The following is an 18,994-nucleotide window of genomic DNA, read 5'->3' on the forward strand; positions in this document are numbered from 1 at the left end:
TGGTCGAAACGTGTTGCAATTCGGTTCATCACTCTGTGAGATCAAGCACGATTGATTCACCATGATGGTTGCCGTGCAACATGAGATACGGCAAGGTTCGCTGGCTGTTCCCGTTTGCCGCAAGTCTCCGGAAACCATGACATGACAATCACGCGCCGCGGTTTCCTTTCGGCGTCGGTGGCCTTTGCCGCGATGCCGGTCCTGCGCGCAACCGCCGCACCCCTGCCGCGCGAGGCTGACATCGTCGTGATCGGCGCGGGGGCCGCCGGAATTGCCGCAGCGCGGCGCATCATGGCGGCCAATCGCAAGGTCGTGGTGGTCGAGGCGGCATCGCAGATCGGCGGCCGCTGCATCACCGATACCACGACCTTCGACGTACCGTTCGATCGCGGTGCGCGCTGGATGCATAATCCCGAGACCAATCCGATGATCCGGCTGGCGCGCAGCGCGGGCCTCGACGTGCTGCCGGCGCCATCGGGCCAGAAGATGCGCATCGGCCGCCGCAACGCGCGCGCCGGCGAGACCGAGGAATTCCTGGCGGCGCTGGTGCGCGCCAACCGCGCCATCGACGAGGCCGCGCGTGGCAAGCTCGATACCTCCTGCGCCTCCGTGCTGCCGAAGGATCTCGGCGACTGGGCGGACGCGGCCGAGTTCATGCTGGGCGCGAGCTTTGCCGGCAAGGACCTTAAGGAGCTTTCTGCGATTGACAAGGCGCGCGCGCAGGACCGCAATGCCGCGATCGCCTGCCGTCAGGGCCTGGGTACGCTCATCACGAAGCTGGGCGAGCAGGCGCCGGTCGCGCTGTCGACGCCGGCGAGCCGCATAAGCTGGAGCAATCGCGACGTCAGTGTGGAGACGCAGGGAGGCAAGATCGCCGCGCGTGCCGCCATCGTCACGGTCTCGACCAACGTGCTGACCGCGGGCGCGATCAAGTTCGCACCCGATATTCCCAAGCGCACGTTGGACGCGGCGTCAAAGCTCAGCCTCGGCAGCTACGACCACATCGTGCTGCAGCTGCCGGGCAATCCGCTTGGTCTTGCGCGCGACGACATCCTCATCGAGCAGAGCAATTCGACGCGCACCGCGCTGCTGTTCGCCAATATCGGCGGCTCCTCGCTGTGCTCGATCGACGTCGGCGGCTCGTTCGGCCGCGATCTGTCGGAGCAGGGCGAGAAGGCGATGGCGGCCTTCGCGAAGGAATGGATCGCAAAGCTGTTCGGCAGCGAGGCCGCGGCCATCGTGCAGAAGACCAGCGCGACGCGCTGGAATGCCTCGCCCTTCGTGATGGGCGCGATGTCGGCGTCCTCGCCCGGCGGTCAGCTCTCGCGAAAGATCCTGACCGAGCCGATCGGCAATCTGTTCCTCGCCGGCGAAGCCACCCACGAGACGCTGTGGGGCACCGTCGACGGCGCCTGGGAAAGCGGCGAACGCGCCGCGGACGCAGCGCTGCGCAAGATCGGCGCGCTCAAGGACGAGCCGGCCGATGTGCCGACGCAGTCGACGAAGAAGCGGCGGGCGCCGCGCCAGTAGGGGAATTGATTCAGCTGTCGTCCTGGACAAGCGCAGCGAAGCGGAGCGCAGATCCAGGACCCATTACCCCAAGAAGTAGTTTGGCGAAGACTCGGAGTGACCCGCTCGCACTACAAGCGTTGACCGGGGTAATGGGTCCTGGCTTTCGCCAGGACGACATTGGGGAGTTAGCGCAAAACGCCATCCAGCGCCGGCAGCCCAAAAATCACCGCCATCGCGATCAGCACATAGCAGATGCCGCGAAATACTTTTTCGCTGGCGCGGCCGAACAGCGAGGCGCCGAATGCGACGCCGATGGCGTAGACCGGACCGACGATGAGCGAGAGCACCAGCGATTCGCGGCTGATCAGGCCTGTCGTCGCGTAACTGACCATCGAGAAGAAATCCGACGCGCCGAAGAACAGCAGGATGTTGGCGCGCGCGACGATCGACGCGATCGGGCGGCCGAGCCAGTAGCCGACGATCGGCGGCCCGCCGGTCTGCGCCAGCCCGCTGCAGAAGCCCGAGAGGCCGCCGATGCCGACCGAGAGCCAGGCGTGGTCCTTGCCGCGATAGCGCCAGCCCGACAGCAGCAGCAGCAATAGCGCGGCGACGAAGCTGGAGATGATCCAGCGCGTGGTGACGGGCTCGAGCACGCTGAGGAAATAGGTGCCTATGGGCACGCCGATCAGCGCGCCGAGCACGATCACGGCGGTGGCCTTGCGGTCGGCCTTGCGCCACGCATCGGGCAGCAGCGGCACCGCTGCGACGAAATCGATCACGAGCAGCAGGGCGGCAACGAGCCGCGGCGCCGCGAAGCTGCTCGCCAGCGGCATGAAGATCAGCGCCGAGCCGAAGCCGGAGAAGCCGCGCGCGGTACCCGAGACGAAAGCGACGGCGCAGAGCGCCATCGCAATGGTGAAGCTGACGTCCTTGGGGAGGAAGTCCGTGAGACTCATGCTTTATTTCTGGAGCATGATGTTGTCCGAAAACCGCTTCACACTTTTCGGCATCATGCTCTCAGCGTGCCGCCGGTCTTCTTCGTCACCTCCGCCACGACCTTCGCGGCGACGGCCTCGATCTCCTGGTCGGTCAGGGTCTTCTCGCGCGGCTGGATCGTCACCGCGATCGCGATCGACTTCTTGCCGTCATCGATGCCCTTGCCCTCGTAGACGTCGAACACGTTGACGCCGGTGATCAGCTTCTTGTCGACGCCTTGCGCGGCGCGCACGATGTCGCCGGCCTTCACGGTGCGGTCGACGATGAAGGCGAAGTCGCGCGACACCGGCTGGAAGGCCGACAGCTCGATCAAGGGCTTGGCGCGGGTCGGCCTCTTCTTGGCCTCGGGGACGCGGTCGAGGATGACCTCGAACACCATCAGCGGACCGTCGGCGCCGAGCGCTTCCAGCGCGCGCGGATGCATCTCGCCGAAATAGCCGAGCACGTTCTGCGGGCCGATCTGGATCGTGCCGGAACGCCCAGGATGCAGCCAGCCGGGTCCACCGGCCACGATCTGGAGCGCCTGCATCGGCGCGCCGGCAGCGGCCAGCACCGCCAGCGCATCGGCCTTGGCGTCGAACAGGTCAGCCTGCACCGAGCCCGACCAGTGCCGTCCGAGACCCTCGGACGAGGCAAAGCCGCGGCGCACGCCGCTCGCCGCCATGAACTGATCCTGCGGGCGATCGCCCTTGAACACCTGGCCGACCTCGAACAGCGCGACATCGCCGAAGCCGCGATCGGCATTGGCCTGCGCCGCCGCGATCAGGCCCGCCAGCAGAGTCGGGCGCATGTCGGAGAGATCAGATGCGATCGGGTTGGCGACTTCGAGTTCGCGCTGGCCGCCGCCGAACAGTTTTGCCGCAGACTTCGTGATGAACGACCACGTCACCGCCTCGATGATGCCACGGCTCGCGAGCGCGCGCCGCGCGCGGCGGGTGCGGAGCTGGAGCGGGGTCAGCACCGGTTTGCGCGCATCATCGCCGCGCTCGAACGGCGTCATCGGCACCTTGTCGACGCCGTAGATGCGGACGATCTCCTCGACGATGTCGGCCTTGCCGTGCACATCGGTGCGCCACGAGGGCACCGCGACCTTCACCACGGGACCCGGGCCCGCCATCATGAAGCCGAGATGGGTCAGGATGCGCTTCATCTCCGGCTGCGGCACCTCGATGCCGGACAGGCGCTTGACCTCGGTCACCGGGAAATCGATCACGCGGTCATCGCCGAAGGCCTTGCCGACCACGACGTTCTCGGACGGCGCGCCGCCGCACATCTCCATCACCAGCTTGGTCGCGAGCTCCAGCCCCGGCACCATGAAGGCCGGATCGACGCCGCGCTCGAAGCGATAACGTGCATCGGAATTGATGCCGAGCTTGCGGCCGGTCTGGGCGATGTTGATCTCGTTCCACAGCGCGGACTCGATCAAGACATCGGTGGTGTTCTCGTCGCAGCCGGAGGCCTCGCCGCCCATGATGCCGGCGAGCGATTCGACGCCGTGCTCATCGGCGATCACGCAGGTCGCGGGATCGAGATTGTAGGTGCGGCCGTCGAGCGCGAGCAGCGTCTCGCCGTCGCGGGCGCGGCGCACCACGAGATTGCCCTTCACCTTCCTGGCGTCGAACACGTGCAGCGGGCGCGCGCGGTCGTAGGTCATGAAGTTGGTGATGTCGACCAGCGCGTTGATCGGACGCAACCCGATCGCCGTCAGCCGCTTCTGCAGCCATTCCGGCGACGGGCCGTTCTTGACGCCGCGCACGAGGCGAAGCGCGAAGCCCGGACAGAGCGTGGCGTCCTCGACCGTCACCTTCACGGGACAAGGGAATTCGCCCTTGACCGGCTTGATGGTCGGGTCCTTGAACTTGCCCATGTCGGCGGCGGCGAGGTCGCGCGCGATGCCGTGCACGCCGGTGCAGTCCTGCCGGTTCGGCGTCAAATTGATCTCGACCACGGGATCGCCGAGCGCGGCCCATTCGGCGTAAGCAGCGCCGATCGGCGCGTCCGCCGGCAATTCCATGATGCCGTCATGGTCATTCGAGATCTGGAGCTCGGCCGCCGAGCACAGCATGCCGCGGCTCTCGACGCCGCGGATGGTGCCGACGCCCAGCGTGATGTCCTTGCCCGGAATGTAGGTGCCAGGGGCCGAGAACACGCTGACGAGACCCGCGCGCGCATTCGGCGCGCCGCACACGACCTGCACCGGCGCGCCACCGTCGCCGGTGTCCACCATGCAGACGCGCAGGCGATCCGCATTCGGATGCTGCTCGGCCGAGATCACCCTCGCGATGGTGAAAGGCTTCAGCGCCTTCGCCTTGTCCTCGATGTTCTCGACCTCGAGCCCGATCATGGTGAGCTTCTCGGCGAGCCTGTCCAGCGGCTCGTCGGTCTCGAGATGATCCTTCAGCCAGGAGAGGGTGAATTTCACGAGCTCAGCCCTCCCGCGAGAGTCGGCACTTCGAGCGGCTTGAAGCCGTAATGGGACAGCCAGCGGACGTCGCTGTCGAACAGCTGGCGGAGGTCAGCAATGCCGTATTTCAGCATGGCGATGCGGTCGATGCCCATGCCCCAGGCAAAACCCTGGTACTCGTCGGGATCGATGCCGCAGGCGCGCAGCACGTTCGGGTGCACCATGCCGCAGCCGAGAATCTCCAGCCAGTCCTCGCCCTCGCCGAAGCGGATCTCGCCCTTGTCGCGGCGGCACTGGATGTCGACTTCCAGCGACGGCTCGGTGAACGGGAAGAACGACGGACGGAAGCGCATGTTGATGTGGTCGACCTCGAAGAACGCCTTGCAGAACTCGTGCAGGATCCATTTGAGGTGGCCGAGATGCGAGTGCTTGTCGATGACGAGCCCCTCGACCTGGTGGAATTGCGGCGTGTGGGTCGCATCCGAATCGATGCGGTAGGTGCGGCCCGGGCAGATCACGCGGATCGGCGGCTTCTGGCTCAGCATCGTGCGCACCTGCACCGGCGAGGTGTGGGTCCGCAGCAGCATGCGCGAGCCGTCCTCCTTCGGATGGAAGAAGAAGGTGTCGTGCATCTCGCGCGCGGGATGGCCTTCCGGGAAGTTCAGCTTGGTGAAGTTGTAGTCATCGGTCTCGATGTCAGGACCTTCGGCGACTGAGAATCCCATGTCGGCGAAGATCGTGGTCAGCTCGTCCCAGACCTGGCTCAGCGGATGGATGCGGCCGGCATCGGTCGGCGCCTCGCGCAGCGGCAGCGTCACGTCGATGGTTTCGGACGCGAGCCGCGCATCGAGCGCCGCCGACTTCAAGACGTCGCGCCTTGCTGCGAGCGCCTCGGTGACCTTGTCCTTGGCCTGGTTGATCGCGGCGCCCTGCGTCTTGCGGTCGTCCGGCGACATCTTGCCGAGCGTGGCAAGCAGCGCGGAAATCGAACCCTTCTTGCCGAGGGCTGCGACGCGTACCGCTTCGAGGGCGGCTTCGTCGCCGGCGGCGGCGACCTGATCGAGGATGGATGTTTCGAGCGTTGCGAGGTCGGACACAGTCAAATCCTTGCTGCTAAATTCGGCTGGGTTGTCGCCGCCGGAAGGCCGTAACGTCAAGCGAAAAGCCGGTTATTTCGGGCTGAAGAACGGCTGGGTTGAACCTCGCGCGGGGCGCTGGCACCAAGGGGGATACGAGGAGACTTCGTGATGCTCTCAAGGTCCTGCCTGGCCATTCTGGCCGTCGTTCTATCGGTCGCCGGCACCCCGGCACGCGCCATGGTCTGCATGGAGAAGTCCATGACGCTGGACGAGGTCGTCGACACCATCAACGCCCAGAAGGGCTGCGAAAGCGCGATGAAGGTGTTTCAGGATTGCCAGTTGACCGCGAGCGGCGATGTCCAGCTCGGCGCCGCCGTCGAGAAGAAATGCGAGGCGGACTTCATGCCCGGCCTCAACGCTGCGCAGAAACAGGCCTATCAACGCGAGATGCGCGTCTGCGACCGAAAGTACCGGAATAAATCCGGCACCATGTATCTGTCGTTCGCAGCATTCTGCCGGGCGGAGGTCGCCCAGCGTTACTCGCAACGCGCGCTGCAGGCTGCGGGCCCCAAGAACCGCTAGTCAGGAATCGTTAGGCCCGCGCGCGAGAGACCTCAGGCCGCGAGCGCGGCCTTGGCCTTCTCGGCGATCGCCTGGAACGACGCGGGCTCGTTGATCGCGAGATCCGACAGCACCTTGCGGTCCACGGTGATGCCCGACTTGGCGAGACCGTCGATAAATCGGCTGTAGGTCAGGCCGAACGGACGCACAGCGGCGTTGAGACGCTGGATCCAGAGCGCGCGGAACGTCCGCTTCTTGCGCTTGCGGTCGCGGAAGGCGTACTGCTGGGCCTTCTCCACGGCCGGCTTGGCGGCGCGGATGGTGTTCTTGCGGCGGCCGTAGAAGCCCTTGGCGGCCTTGTAGACTTTCTTGTGCTTGGCGTGGGCGGTCACACCGCGTTTGACGCGAGACATGACAAAAATCCTTCAGAGATGACTTGGTTTTCGGATCGCCGCGGAAGGCGCGGCTGCGGCGGCAGTGATCGTGGACGCGATCAGGCGTTCGGCAAGAAGTACTTCTTGACGTTGTCGCCGTCGGTCTTGAACAGCACGCGGGTGCCGCGGAGCTGACGGATCTGCTTCTTCGTCCGCTTGATCATGCCGTGACGCTTGCCGCGCTGGGCGTGCATCACTTTGCCGGTGGCAGTCACCTTGAAGCGCTTTTTAGCGCCCGATTTGGTCTTCAGCTTGGGCATTTGGCTCTCCTAATGGCCACAGAAATCCGCCCGCGAAGGCGGCTGGCCGTCAAAAATGCTCGTTAGAGCGTTGATTGTGCTCAGGTTTCTACGAACAAGCGCGAAACCCGCACGAAACACCGCCACGGCAGCCCTTAATCAGCCGGGCGATGAAGGCTGGGCTTATGCCAGAGCGGGAGCCAATTGGCAACGATGAACCGCCGAAACCCGCCCGCCGACTATCCGGAGTTGCTATCCTCATGTCCAAGCCGTGTCGCCTGGAGCAGGACCAAAATGGCCCATTTCTCGCAATTAATCCCGCAATTTGTCCCGCAATTTACCCGCCCGCGCCGCCTGGCGCTGCTTGCCGTGCTCGCCGCCGCTGCGCTGCCGTCCACCGCCGATGCCCGCGCCGGCGGCTATGACGGCATCTGGAACGTCACCTTCGCCACCACCCGTGGCAATTGCAGCTCGGGCTACAGCGTCCCCTTCACCGTGACCGGCGGCCGCGTCTCGTCAGCCGGCGGCGGCCGGGTCTCGGGCAGGGTCAAGCGCTCCGGCATGGTGGCGGTCTATGTCTCCGTCGGCGCGTCCCATGCCAGCGGCGGCGGCCGGCTTGCCGGCGTAAACGGCGCCGGCTCGTGGCGCGGCATCATTTCCGGCGACCAGTGCAGCGGCACCTGGCACGCGACGCGAAGCTGACACACAAACGGCCCGCCGGAGATCCGGACGGGCCGTTAACTCTCAATCCCAAATAACTGGCGTCAGCGCGGCGCCAGCACCATGACGACCTGACGGCCTTCGAACCGCGCGTCCTGCTCGACCTTGGCGAGCTCGGCAACGTCGGTCTTGATCTTGTCCAGAAGCTTGGTGCCGATCTCCTGGTGCGCCATTTCACGGCCGCGATAGCGCAGCGTGATCTTGACCTTGTCGCCCTCTTCGAAGAACCGCTGCATCGCGCGCATCTTCACGTCGTAATCGTGATCGTCGATCATCGGGCGGAGCTTGATCTCCTTGATCTCGACGGTCTTCTGCCGCTTGCGGGCTTCGGCGGCTTTCTTCTGAGCGGAATACTTGTACTTCCCGTAGTCCATGATCTTGCAGACGGGAGGGCTGGTATTCGGCGAAATCTCGACCAGATCCATGCCAGCTTCCTGGGCCATCTTGATGGCGACGACGGTCTCGACCGTGCCTTTGTTGTCACCGGTCTGATCGATCAGCTGGATCTGCGCATTGCGGATATCATCATTGATGCGCGGCCCGTCTTTGCTGGCAGCGGGCGGAGCTTTATTAGGACGGCGAATGGGTGGTTCTCCAAAGTTGTGAAAGAAGCGGCTATTTTGAAGGAAGATGCGTTTGCCGGCAAGCAAGTCGCGTACGCGAAGCGAAAAACCCTCAAATGCGAGGCATTTTGGACACGCCCCCGGGCACGCTGACCGACATAGACACCTTGCCTCTGTTCCGCAAGCGTCCCAAAGGGCCAATGCCGGTGTCCGGCGGCACCACGGAACACGCCCAGGCAGCTCAAACCACACAGCCAGAGTAAACGTTCCATGACCGATGCAATTCCCGATACTGTGCTCGATTTCATCGATGTGGGCGAGGGCGCGTCCGCGCGCAGGATCGCGGTGCGCCGCCGCGCCGGAAAGGGCCCCGGCCTCGTCTGGCTCGGCGGGTTCAAGTCGGACATGCAGGGCAGCAAGGCGCTGGCGCTGGACGCCTGGGCTGGGGATCACGGCCGCGCCGCGGTCCGGTTCGACTATTCCGGCCACGGCGAATCGGGCGGCGATTTCGCCGACGGAACCATCGGGCGCTGGCTGGAGGAGAGCGTCGCGGTGTTCGAGCGGTTCTGCGATGGCCCGCAGATCCTGATCGGCTCCTCCATGGGCGGCTGGATGGCGCTGCTGCTCGCGCGCGAGATCAGGAAGCGCCAAGAGAACCAGCAAGGCAACGCGTCGCTCGCCGGCCTCGTGCTGATCGCGCCGGCGCCCGACTTCACCGAGGAGCTGATGTGGAAGAATTTTCCGGCTGCGGTGAAGAAGGAGATCGAGACCAAGGGCGTCTGGCTGCGGCCGTCCGAGTATGGCGACGGCTCGCCCTATCCGATCACGCGGAATCTGATCGAGGAGGGCCGCAACCATCTCGTGCTCGGCGGCGCCATCGATCTCGGCTGTCCCGTCCGCATCCTGCAAGGAGCACAGGACCCTGATGTGCCCTGGCAGCACGCGTTCGCGCTGACGCACCGTCTGCCGGCCGACGACGTCGTGCTGACCCTGATCCAGGATGGCGACCACCGCCTCTCGCGCCCGCAGGACATCGCGCGCATTCTTGCCGCGGTGGCCGAGATCGGGTGACGTGTCGTCGTCGCTGTCATTGCCCGCCTTGTGCGCAATTGCGCACTGGGGCGGGCAATCCAGTATTCCAGCAGCCGTTGTGCTTGAACCGAGAAGCCGCGGCGTACTGGATGCCCCGCCTGCGCGGGGCATGACGGAGAATGGGAGAAGCGCCGATGACCACCACCGCCATGCTGCGCGCCTTCTGCGACGCTGTCGAACAGCGCAACGGCCGCGCGTTTGCCGATCTCTTCACCAAGGACGGCGTCTATCACGATGTCTTCTACGGCGCGTTCGCAGGCCGCGAGAAGATCGCCGCCATGATCGATGACTGGTTCTATCGCACGGCGACCGACTTTCGCTGGGACATGCATGATCCTGTAACCGACGGCATCACGCTCTATGCCCGCTACACTTTCAGCTATCGTTCGACCTTGCCGGAAGCGAACGGCGCGCGTGCGATGTTCGAAGGTGTCGCGATCATGACGCTGAAGGGCAGCAGGATCGCGAGCTATCACGAGGTCGCCAACACCGCACCGGCGTTTGTCGATTTGAAGTTCGCGCCTGAAAGAATTGCGAAGATCGTCGCCAGGCAGGGCGCGGAGCTGAAGGCGCGGCCGGAGATGAAGCGGCATCTGGCGTAGGCGCGATTCTCTCCTCTCGTCATTCCGGGGCGCGCCACTTGGCGCGAGCCCGGAATCCATTTCGCCTCTCGGCCTGCGGCTCGATGGATTCCGGGTCTGCGCCTGACGGCGCATCCCGGAATGACAAAGTCGAGAGACCTCGTATCTCTATCGCTTCGACGGATTCGCCATCGGCTTGCGCTGTGCCAGCGCGGCGACGGTGGCCGTGCCGATCGGGCCCTGTTCGTCGTAGAGCCAGCATTCGCCGATCGCGACGCCGTCGGTGGCCTGGTGGTTCACCACATCGAAGCCGATCCAGTTCGTCACCGGCAGGCGGTGCAGATAGATCGTCACGTCGCTGTTGATGTAGCCGAGCCCCTTGTCGCCGGCGTTCGCAAAGGGGCTGGCGAAATCGGCACCAACAGCGACATGCACGAACGGCGTCATCGGCACGCCGGCAACGAGCTCGCGCACCTCGCTCATCCAGAGCCGGCGCGGACCGAGCGAGCCCATATGGCCGACGATCGGCCGCGTCGTCCATTTGCCGTGCATGCCAAGCCTGGGATCGGTCGGCTTTGGAATGTCGGCCGGCTTCGGCACGTCCCAGTTCGGCGGCGACCAGACATTGCCATCAGGGTTCTGCGTCTTGCGCAGCAGCTGGCAGGAGGCGCGCGCCATGCCGACGCCGCCGGAGACAAATTCCGCCTCGACCACGCGGATGCGCAGGCCGTCACGCACGAGCCGCGTCGTCACTTCGATCGGCTTGTCGATCGTCGGCAGCCGAAACATGTCGACGGTCAGCCGCGCCGGCACGAATTCAGGGCCGGAATGGCGTTCCTCGATGGCGAAGCCGAGCAGGCCGACGATGACGCGTCCGTGCAGCGATTTCGGATCCCACGGGCCATTAGCGACTTCCGTCGGATGGAATGTATCGCCGTCGCGGGTGAAGAAAGGCATGTCTGTCATGACGCGCGAGCTTGAAGGATCGCGCGGGGAAATCAAGGGCGCCCGTTCTCCTCGTTCTCCGCTGTCATCGCCCGCGAAGTGTTCAGCCCGGGCACATAGCTTACACCTGTTCGGGGAGATGGTTGACACTTTTGGGGTTACGTAGATCGATCGTTTCGATCTGGTGAGCGGCAAAGAATATTCCAAACTTTCCCTCAGCACTGAGCTGACGAATGGCGAGTTTCTCACCACGGAAGGCTTGCGGGACTTTCCAGAGCCGTCCCTTGAAGCTGACATAGGCCTTCGTGGGGAGACGGAACGGACGATCTCGCCCTCGTCGTACTCCACCGTTGGAAGGCGATCCGGCATGAGGCGCTGGCTTGGTCGATAACGGCTTGCGGGCACATCGAAGCCCAATGCCTCGTGCGGCCGATCTAGATTGTAGACGGCTCGCCATTGGTCGAATGCCCGCTGGACATCGGCAAGGTCCCGGTAGCGCTTGAAGGCGAGAACCTCGGCCTTCAGGCTGCGATGGAACCGTTCGTTCTTGCCTCGGCTCTGGGGATGATAGGGCCGGCTGTGGATCGTGCGGACGCCGAGCTTGAGAAGCCACACCGTCAGCGTGGTCCAGGGGTCTTCAAGGGTGAAGCCCCAGGGGCCGCCATTGTCGACGAACATCGCATCCGGCAGTCCGTAGCGATGGAACGTCGCCTCAAGATGTCCTCGTACCGTCGAGCCTCGTTCGTTGTCACAGGCTGCCAGGCATAAGGAAAAGCGCGAGTGATCGTCTAGCGTCGTCAGTGGATGACAAGACACGCCGTTCTCCAGCGCACTGTGCCCCTTGAAGTCCATTTGCCAAAGCTGGTTGGGCGCATCCTTCTCAAAGCGAGTATAGGGCTGTCCAGGCGTGCCCGCGGGCTCCTTCACACGATCGTAACGGCGTAAAATTTCGTGCACGGTCGATATCGCGGGAGTGGCTTGCCGATTGCGCTTCAGGCGATGCGCGAGCTTGCGCGCACCCCAGGCCGGGTGCGCATCTCGCAGCTCGACAATCTGCTGCTCGGTCGCAGCAGCTGTACGCTCCGGACTGTGATGAGGTCGTCGCGACCGGTCTGCCAACGTCGCATCGCCCGCTTCGTACCGCTGGATCCACTTGTAGCCGGTCTGGGCGCTGATGCCGAACTGCCGGCACAGCTTCCGCCGGTTCACTCCCTCCTGCTTGGCAAGCATCACAAACTCTCGCCGTTGATCCATGACAGACACCTCGCGCCACGGCATCGCTCGCCCCCTTGTTTGACGAATCGAGCCGATTTTGACGTGTCAACCATGTCCCCGAACACCCGTCAGTCATGTCTCCGGGCTAAACAGAAGGCGGGCGATCCAGTACTCCGAGACGGTTGTGGTTCAATCGATAGGCCTCGGCGTACTGGATGCCCCGCCTTCGCGCGGCATGACACCGAGAATTAGGTGGCGAGGTCCCACTCCTCACGCACGCCTTCGTCGTGCTCGTTGCCCATCGCGACGGATCTCATCGCCTCAAACGCATCCCGCGCCACCAACTGCGCCAGCGCCCACACCGCAGCACCTCGCACCAATGCGCTCTCATCCCCCAGCAATCGCCGCGCCTCCTCGGCCAGTGCCGCTTCTCCCGAGTTGCCGATCGCGATCAGCACGTTGCGCAAGAAGCGATCGCGGCCGATGCGCTTGACCGGCGACTTCGTGAACAGCGCACGAAACGCCGCATCATCGAGCCGCGCCAGTTCGGCGAGGCCAGGCGCACGCAGCTCGTCGCGCGCGGCGAGCTTGGTCTCGCGTCCCGCTTGCGCAAACTTGTTCCAGGGGCAGGCGGCAAGGCAATCGTCGCAGCCATAGATGCGGTTGCCGATGGCTTTGCGAAATTCGCGCGGGATCGGTCCCTTGTTCTCGATGGTGAGATACGAGATGCAGCGGCGCGCATCTAGCTTGTACGGCGCGGGGAACGCCGCGGTCGGGCAGATGTCGAGACAGGCCTGGCACGAGCCGCAATGATCGATCTCGGCTGTGTCGCGCGGCAGGTCGAGCGTGGTGTAGATCGCGCCGAGGAACAGCCAGGAGCCGAACTCGCGCGAGACGAGATTGGTGTGCTTGCCCTGCCAGCCTAGATGCGCGGCCTGCGCCAGCGGCTTTTCCATCACGGCGGCGGTGTCGACGAACACCTTCACTTCCGACGGTGCGGCCGCGATCAGCCAGCGCGCCAGCGCCTTCAGGCGCTTCTTGATCAGATCGTGATAGTCGTCTCCTTGCGCATAGACCGAGATCGCCGCGCGCGTGCGCTGCTCGAGGATCGCGAGGGGATCGGCATCGGGACCGTAATTGACGCCGAGCATGATGACGCTGCGCACGTCCTGCCACAGCCCGCGCGGATCGACGCGGCGCTCCGGCTGCGCCGCGAGCCAGTCCATGTCGCCATGGCCGCCCGAGGCGATGAACTCGAGGAAATGCTTTCCGGCCGTCTCGATCGTGCCGGGCTCGGTCACGCCGATGCAGTCGAAGCCGAGCGCCTTTGCCTCGGTCGTCAACTTCGCCTTCAGTTCAGACAGATCGGCAGAGCTCAGAAATCCAGGTCCACATAGGTCCGCGACGCCGGCACGCCGGCGAGCCATTCGCTCAGCAGCGGGCGGAACGACGGGCGGGATTTCACCCGCGCGTACCACGCCTTTGCCGCGTCGTCCTCGCTCCATGGCACGTCGCCCAGATAGTCGATCGCCGAAAGATGCGCCGCGGCGGCGAGATCCGCGTAGGTGAGCCGGTCGCCGGCGAGGAAGTTACGCGTCTGCGCCAGCCAGCCGATATAAGCCAGATGATAGCGCACATTCGCCTTGGCGGCGCGCATCACGTCGGCCGAGGGCGCACCGCCGCCGTTCTCCTCGCTCATGAAGCGCTTGTAGATGCGCTCGGTGACGAGCGGGTGGGAGACCTCCTCGAAGAACTTCTCGTTGAACCAGGCCATCAGCCGGCGCACCTCGACGCGTTCGGGAAGCGTCTCCGGCATCAGGCGCTTGGGTCCCATCCCCGCGCCATAGGCCTCGTCGACATATTCGGCGATGATCGCCGCGCCCGGTATCGGCGGCTGTTCCTCGTCCACCAGGACCGGCGTGGTGCCGGCGGCATTGAGCAGCAGGAATGCCTCGCGCCGTTCCCAGCTGCGCTCTTCGACCAGCTTGAGGTCGAGCCCGTATTCGCCCGCGATCAAGCGGATGAAGCGCGAATGCGGACAGAACGGATGATGAAACAGCGTAAACATGAAGCCTTTGACTATTTGATGGTGCTTAAGAATCCATCAATGTTTGTGCGGCGCCACACTAGTCCTTCAAAACCGCGAAGCAAGAGCGTGATGTCGTATTTTGCGATTGCAGCATGAAGGCGAATAGGCGAGAAGAACCCCGCTTTTCCAGCGGAAATGGACCGTAAATATGTCAGATGCAATACGGGCAGTGATCCTCGGCATCATCGAGGGTGTGACCGAGTTCCTTCCCGTTTCCTCGACCGGCCACCTCCTGCTTGCGGAGCGCTTCTTTCATCTCGGCGAAGGCGCCTTCTGGGATTCGTTTACGGTTCTGATCCAGCTCGGTGCGATCCTCGCGATCGTCGGGCTCTACTTCAAGAAGCTGTGGGACGTCGTGATCGGCTTCTTCACGGGCGACACCTATTCGCGCCGTTTCGTGATCGGCGTGCTGGTGGCGTTCCTGCCGGCTGTCGTGGTCGGCCTCGTCGCCGGCAAGTACATCAAGAGTGTGCTGTTCAACCCGTGGGTCGTGTGCTTCACGCTGATCGTCGGCGGCGCCATCCTGCTCTGGGTCGACAAACTCGACCTCAAGCCGCGCGAGCATGACGCCACCCGGTTTCCGCTGCTGATGTATCTCTATATCGGCATCGCGCAGTGCGTGGCGATGATCCCGGGCGTATCGCGCTCCGGCGCCAGCATCGTCGCCGCCATGCTGCTGGGCGCGGACAAGCGCGCGGCGGCGGAGTTCTCGTTCTTCCTCGCGATCCCAACCATGATCGGCGCGTTCGCCTACGACTTCTACAAGAACCGCTCCGAGATGACGATGGACCACATGGGCATCGTCGCGATCGGCTTCGTGGTGTCGTTCATCACCGCGGTCATCGTGGTGAAGACGTTTTTGACATACGTCACCCGCCACGGCTTCGTGGTGTTCGCCTGGTGGCGCGTCATCGTCGGCACGCTCGGCCTGATCGCGCTGGCGTTGGGGCGATAACTCTCGAAAGCTTGCTGACGCGCCGGTCCTTGCCGCAAGGACGGTGCGCTCCCTCTCCCGCTTGCGGGAGAGGGCTGGGGAGAGGGTCTCTCCGCAGAGAGACTCCCGATGACGAGAAAGCCTTCACCCGGCGCGCGGGACGATGCTTCGCATCGCCCGGAACGCGCCGACCTCTCCCGCGAGCGGGAGAAGTTAACCGAGCCCGCGGCCTAAGCGGGGCTCAAATGCTCATGCGCTGGAACTGCCCGGCGGCGCGGAAGCGCCAGAGATATTGCGGAGCGATCGCTTCCAGCGAATCCGCCGTGATGCCGAGGCCTTCCAGCGTCAGCCCAGCCGCCTTCGCCGCATCCGACACGACATTGTCGCGCTCGAGCAGCGTGACCTGGTCGGGCGTCAGCTTGAACGCGCCCGGCGCGAATTGCAGGAAGTTGGCCTGGAAGCGGGCAAGCCCGAACGGCAGCGGCACCAGCGTCGGCTTGCGAGCGGTGATCTCGAGGATGGCCTCGATGATCTCGCGCATGGTCAGCACTTCCGGCCCGCCGAGCTCGTAGGTCGCGCCCGCCTTGGCCTTGCCGTCGACCGCATCGGCGATCGCGGTGGCGACATCGCCGACATAGACCGGCTGCATCTTCGTCTCGCCGCCGATCAGCGGCAGCACCGGCGACATCCGGGCCAGCGCCGCAAAGCGGTTGGTGAACTGGTCCTCGGGGCCGAACATCACGGACGGGCGGAAGATCGTGGCCGAGGGCACCGCGGCCAATACCGCCGCCTCGCCGGCCGCCTTGGCCTTGGCATAGCGCGAGGGCGATTCCGCGTCGGCGCCGATCGCCGAGACATGCACCAGGCGGGCCCCGGCTGCGGCCGCCGCCTTGGCGACCGTCTCGGCGCCCTTGGCCTGGACCGCGTCGAAGCTCTGTTTGCCACTCTCGGTGAGGATGCCGACCAGGTTGATCACGACATCCGAATCACGCAGCGCCGCCTCGACCGAGGCCGGGTAGCGCAGGTTGGCCTGCACCACATGGACCTGCCCGACCTTGCCGGAGGGCTGGAGGTATCCAGCCAGTTCCGGCCGCCGCACCGCGACCCGGACCCGGTAATCGCGCTTGCACAGCGCCCGGACGACATTTCGGCCCAAAAACCCCGATCCGCCGAAAACCGTGACGAGAGTTTCCAGATTCGATGCCATGGGGATCTTTTCCTGAGGGAGAGTGCGCCTGACGAGGCTTGTATCGAGCCGGTTTGCGATGCGCAATCCGCAAGCCGAAACATGGCTCAAGCATGAATTGACAACGGCGTCACCGAACCGTAGTAACCGCCTCCGTGCCCCAAACGGCATGCCCAGGTGGTGGAATTGGTAGACGCGCTGGCTTCAGGTGCCAGTGGCTTAACGGCCGTGAAGGTTCGAGTCCTTTCCTGGGCACCATCGCTCCGCGATGTCGTTGATTTCGCTGAAGTCCCTGTTGTTCAGGGTGATCGACCGTCTCAACGGGTACACAGAGACGGTCCACAATGCTTCTGCGAATGGCCTCCCCTGATCTGCCGCGACGGCTCCACCATTCATTGACCTTCGAAAGCGCGTTCTCGCTGACCTGACCAACACGGCGGTGGGCTTGGCGCTGCGTGTCCCCGTGAGGGATGAGACTGCGGTGGTGCAGGTCGGTCGATAGCGTCGGGATGGCTTTGGAGACAGCCCATCCCCTGCGGCATCGCCTTCTATCCCAATGCAGACAAATCAGGCAGCTAAGGTGACCGGCATCACAGAGCTGGAGCTTGCCTTCCGACAGTCTCTGGATACGCTGAGGAGGTTATTCGGGGGCTACAGTGGGCACGTTTCGCTGGTTTTCATTGTTCTTTTTCATCTGGCTGACGTGCGGCTCGGCCCATGCCGAACGCCGTGTCGCGTTGGTGATCGGCAATTCCGCCTATAAGAGCGCGCCCCGGCTCGCCAACCCCGCCAACGATGCCGCCTTGGTCGGAGGCATGTTCAAGAAGGCCGGGTTCGACTTGATTGACGTCCGAACCGATCTGAATGCCGTGGAGATGCGGAAGGCCCTGCGTGAGTTTGGCAACCGGGTACGCGATGCGGAGGTCGCAGTCATCTACTACGCCGGTCATGGCATCGAGCTGGACGGGACCAACTATCTGATCCCGATTGATGCCGCGCTCGAGACCGACAGCGACGTGCTCGATGAAACCGTGGCGCTGGATCGCGCTCTGTTCGCCGTGGAGCCTGCGAAGCAGCTTCGCCTCGTCATCCTCGATGCCTGCCGCGACAACCCGTTCGCCAAGACCATGAAGCGCACTGTGGCCTCCCGCGCTATCGGGCGCGGTCTGGCCAAGATTGAGCCGACAAGCCCGAACACCATGATCGCCTTTGCCGCCAAGGCGGGATCAACGGCCTCGGATGGCGATGCCAAGAACAGCCCATTCGCCGCAGCGCTCGTTGAGCGGCTGCCGACGCCCGGTCTCGATTTGCGCAAGGCGTTTGGCTTCGTGCGCGATGATGTCTTGAAGAACACCAGCTACAGGCAGGAACCCTATGTCTACGGTTCTCTCGGCGGCGATGACGTGCCGCTTGTGGCAGCGAAGCCGACAGCAACCGGCCCTCAGGCAAGCCCGGAAGACGCTATTCGCCGGAACTATGAGCTTGCTCTGCAACTCGGCACCCGGGATGGCTGGACTGTTTTCCTCGCTCAGTATCCTGAAGGCTTCTACGCAGGCCTCGCAAAGGGCCAACTCAACAAGATCGCGGCGGAGGAAGCTCGCGCCGGGGCCGTAGAGAAGGCACGGCAGGCTGAAGAGGACAAGGCGCGGCTTGCCGTTGACCGCGCACAGAAGGCCGAACAGGACAAGGCAGCCGCTGCGGCCAGGGCCGCCGAGAATGCACGGCTCGCCGCTGAGAAAACCAAGGAACTCGAAGAAGCGAAGGCGGCGGCAGCAGAGCAGCGGCGCAAGGAGATCGAGGCGGCTGTCGCAAAGGCTTTGGCCGATAAGCAGGCCGCCGAGAAGAAGAGCACCTCCGAAGCCGATCAGAAGATTGCTGCCCTGCCACCAGTGGCGGCCTTGACCGACCCCGCGCAGTCGCCGCAAGAGCTCGCCACCTCGGTGCAGTCCGAACTTCGTCGCGTCGGCTGCCTTGCCAATGTGGAGAACGGTGAGTGGAGCGCCAAGTCACAGCGCTCCCTGACGCTGTTCAACAAGTATGCGGGAACGAAGTTCGACACCAAGCTCGCGAGCTTCGATGCGCTGGATGCGATCAAGGCCAAGCCAGGCCGTGTCTGCCCGCTGGTTTGCGATCACGGTTTCAGGGCAGATGGCGATACCTGCGTGAAGATCGCATGTCGGGCTGGCTATCGCGTCAACGACGACAACGAATGCGAGAAGGTCCAGGACAAGAAGCCGGTCGCCGCGCGCGAGGATGTGACGAAGCGGGATGCGGAGCGTAAGAAGGTCGAGGCTACGCCCGCGAAGCCACAATCGAGCGGACAGATTGTTTGCAATAGCGCCGGCTGCCGGCCAGTGTCCAAAGGTTGTCGATTGGAATTCCGCAGGGGCGGTGGTAGCGCGAACACCCACACCGGCGAAAGTGTTGAAGTTTGTAACTAAGTT

The 18,994-nt window shown here is 64.3% G+C and carries 17 protein-coding genes, 1 tRNA gene and 1 pseudogene; 8 read left to right on the forward strand and 11 right to left on the reverse strand.

The window, feature by feature from the left end:
• Positions 1-141 precede the first annotated feature (141 nt).
• Positions 142-1,530, forward strand: coding sequence for an NAD(P)/FAD-dependent oxidoreductase (locus ACE10W_RS00205; RefSeq protein ID WP_304549918.1), 1,389 nt, complete (start codon positions 142-144; stop codon positions 1,528-1,530).
• Between the two features lie 167 nt (positions 1,531-1,697).
• Here the strand turns inward: ACE10W_RS00205 and ACE10W_RS00210 are convergent, their stop codons facing one another.
• Genes ACE10W_RS00210 through pheS form a run of 3 tightly spaced genes read right to left on the reverse strand, consistent with a single transcriptional unit; the run spans position 1,698 to position 6,009 of the window.
• Positions 1,698-2,468 carry a sulfite exporter TauE/SafE family protein gene (locus ACE10W_RS00210; RefSeq protein ID WP_304549920.1) on the reverse strand — a complete coding sequence of 257 codons (771 nt, stop codon included), beginning with the start codon at positions 2,466-2,468 and terminating at the stop codon, positions 1,698-1,700.
• Positions 2,469-2,521: 53 nt separating this feature from the next.
• Entirely contained in the window at positions 2,522-4,930 is a 2,409-nt protein-coding gene (gene pheT / locus ACE10W_RS00215; protein WP_011083531.1) for a phenylalanine--tRNA ligase subunit beta, read from the reverse strand.
• Positions 4,927-6,009: a phenylalanine--tRNA ligase subunit alpha gene (gene pheS, locus ACE10W_RS00220; protein ID WP_011083532.1), complete on the reverse strand. Its 1,083-nt coding sequence runs from the start codon at positions 6,007-6,009 to the stop codon at positions 4,927-4,929. Before pheS ends, pheT begins: the two co-directional genes overlap by 4 nt.
• Positions 6,010-6,159: 150 nt before the next feature.
• Here pheS and ACE10W_RS00225 point away from each other — a divergent pair, with 150 nt between their 5' ends.
• Positions 6,160-6,573 carry a hypothetical protein gene (locus ACE10W_RS00225; protein ID WP_028172474.1) on the forward strand — a complete coding sequence of 138 codons (414 nt, stop codon included), beginning with the start codon at positions 6,160-6,162 and terminating at the stop codon, positions 6,571-6,573.
• Between the two features lie 32 nt (positions 6,574-6,605).
• On the opposite strand, the gene rplT is transcribed toward ACE10W_RS00225, so the two are convergent.
• Positions 6,606-6,965: a 50S ribosomal protein L20 gene (gene rplT, locus ACE10W_RS00230; protein WP_011083533.1), complete on the reverse strand. Its 360-nt coding sequence runs from the start codon at positions 6,963-6,965 to the stop codon at positions 6,606-6,608.
• 80 nt (positions 6,966-7,045) lie between these two features.
• Positions 7,046-7,246, reverse strand: a complete 201-nt coding sequence (gene rpmI, locus ACE10W_RS00235) for a 50S ribosomal protein L35 (protein ID WP_008539890.1) — start codon at positions 7,244-7,246, stop codon at positions 7,046-7,048.
• Between the two features lie 273 nt (positions 7,247-7,519).
• On the opposite strand from rpmI, the gene ACE10W_RS00240 reads away from it, so the two are divergent.
• Positions 7,520-7,927: a hypothetical protein gene (locus ACE10W_RS00240; RefSeq protein WP_028172475.1), complete on the forward strand. Its 408-nt coding sequence runs from the start codon at positions 7,520-7,522 to the stop codon at positions 7,925-7,927.
• Positions 7,928-7,989: 62 nt separating this feature from the next.
• Here ACE10W_RS00240 and infC read toward each other — a convergent pair whose 3' ends face one another.
• Positions 7,990-8,529 carry a translation initiation factor IF-3 gene (gene infC, locus ACE10W_RS00245; RefSeq protein ID WP_011083535.1) on the reverse strand — a complete coding sequence of 180 codons (540 nt, stop codon included), beginning with the start codon at positions 8,527-8,529 and terminating at the stop codon, positions 7,990-7,992.
• A 249-nt stretch (positions 8,530-8,778) separates the two neighbouring features.
• On the opposite strand from infC, the gene ACE10W_RS00250 reads away from it, so the two are divergent.
• Entirely contained in the window at positions 8,779-9,579 is an 801-nt protein-coding gene (locus ACE10W_RS00250) for a carboxylesterase (RefSeq protein WP_304549925.1), read from the forward strand.
• Positions 9,580-9,734: 155 nt separating this feature from the next.
• Positions 9,735-10,202: a nuclear transport factor 2 family protein gene (locus tag ACE10W_RS00255; RefSeq protein WP_304549927.1), complete on the forward strand. Its 468-nt coding sequence runs from the start codon at positions 9,735-9,737 to the stop codon at positions 10,200-10,202.
• 147 nt (positions 10,203-10,349) lie between these two features.
• Here ACE10W_RS00255 and ACE10W_RS00260 read toward each other — a convergent pair whose 3' ends face one another.
• From ACE10W_RS00260 to ACE10W_RS00275, 4 genes and pseudogenes are all read right to left on the reverse strand, one after another.
• Complete coding sequence (locus ACE10W_RS00260) at positions 10,350-11,147, reverse strand: acyl-CoA thioesterase domain-containing protein (RefSeq protein ID WP_028172479.1); 798 nt, start codon at positions 11,145-11,147, stop codon at positions 10,350-10,352.
• A gap of 100 nt (positions 11,148-11,247) precedes the next feature.
• A pseudogene (locus ACE10W_RS00265) lies at positions 11,248-12,404 on the reverse strand (IS481 family transposase).
• 185 nt (positions 12,405-12,589) lie between these two features.
• On the reverse strand, positions 12,590-13,768 hold the full coding sequence (queG, locus tag ACE10W_RS00270; RefSeq protein ID WP_304549928.1) for a tRNA epoxyqueuosine(34) reductase QueG: 1,179 nt from the start codon (positions 13,766-13,768) through the stop codon (positions 12,590-12,592).
• Positions 13,717-14,409 (reverse strand): glutathione S-transferase family protein, encoded by a 693-nt coding sequence (locus ACE10W_RS00275; RefSeq protein WP_011083540.1) that lies wholly within the window; start codon positions 14,407-14,409, stop codon positions 13,717-13,719. The genes queG and ACE10W_RS00275 overlap by 52 nt, the downstream gene beginning before the upstream one ends.
• A gap of 169 nt (positions 14,410-14,578) precedes the next feature.
• Between ACE10W_RS00275 and ACE10W_RS00280 the strand changes: the two genes are divergently transcribed.
• Positions 14,579-15,385, forward strand: a complete 807-nt coding sequence (locus ACE10W_RS00280; RefSeq protein WP_011083541.1) for an undecaprenyl-diphosphate phosphatase — start codon at positions 14,579-14,581, stop codon at positions 15,383-15,385.
• A 220-nt stretch (positions 15,386-15,605) separates the two neighbouring features.
• Here the strand turns inward: ACE10W_RS00280 and ACE10W_RS00285 are convergent, their stop codons facing one another.
• Positions 15,606-16,571 carry a complex I NDUFA9 subunit family protein gene (locus ACE10W_RS00285; protein ID WP_304549932.1) on the reverse strand — a complete coding sequence of 322 codons (966 nt, stop codon included), beginning with the start codon at positions 16,569-16,571 and terminating at the stop codon, positions 15,606-15,608.
• Between the two features lie 150 nt (positions 16,572-16,721).
• On the opposite strand from ACE10W_RS00285, the gene ACE10W_RS00290 reads away from it, so the two are divergent.
• Both ACE10W_RS00290 and ACE10W_RS00295 read left to right on the forward strand, forming a co-directional pair.
• Positions 16,722-16,808, forward strand: a tRNA-Leu gene (locus tag ACE10W_RS00290).
• Positions 16,809-17,206: 398 nt separating this feature from the next.
• Positions 17,207-18,991 (forward strand): caspase family protein, encoded by a 1,785-nt coding sequence (locus ACE10W_RS00295; protein ID WP_304549934.1) that lies wholly within the window; start codon positions 17,207-17,209, stop codon positions 18,989-18,991.
• The last annotated feature ends 3 nt before the right edge of the window (positions 18,992-18,994 follow it).

Origin of the sequence: Bradyrhizobium sp. B025 (genome assembly GCF_042257955.1) — a bacterium.
In the GTDB taxonomy this organism is placed as follows: Bacteria; Pseudomonadota; Alphaproteobacteria; order Rhizobiales; family Xanthobacteraceae; genus Bradyrhizobium; species Bradyrhizobium diazoefficiens.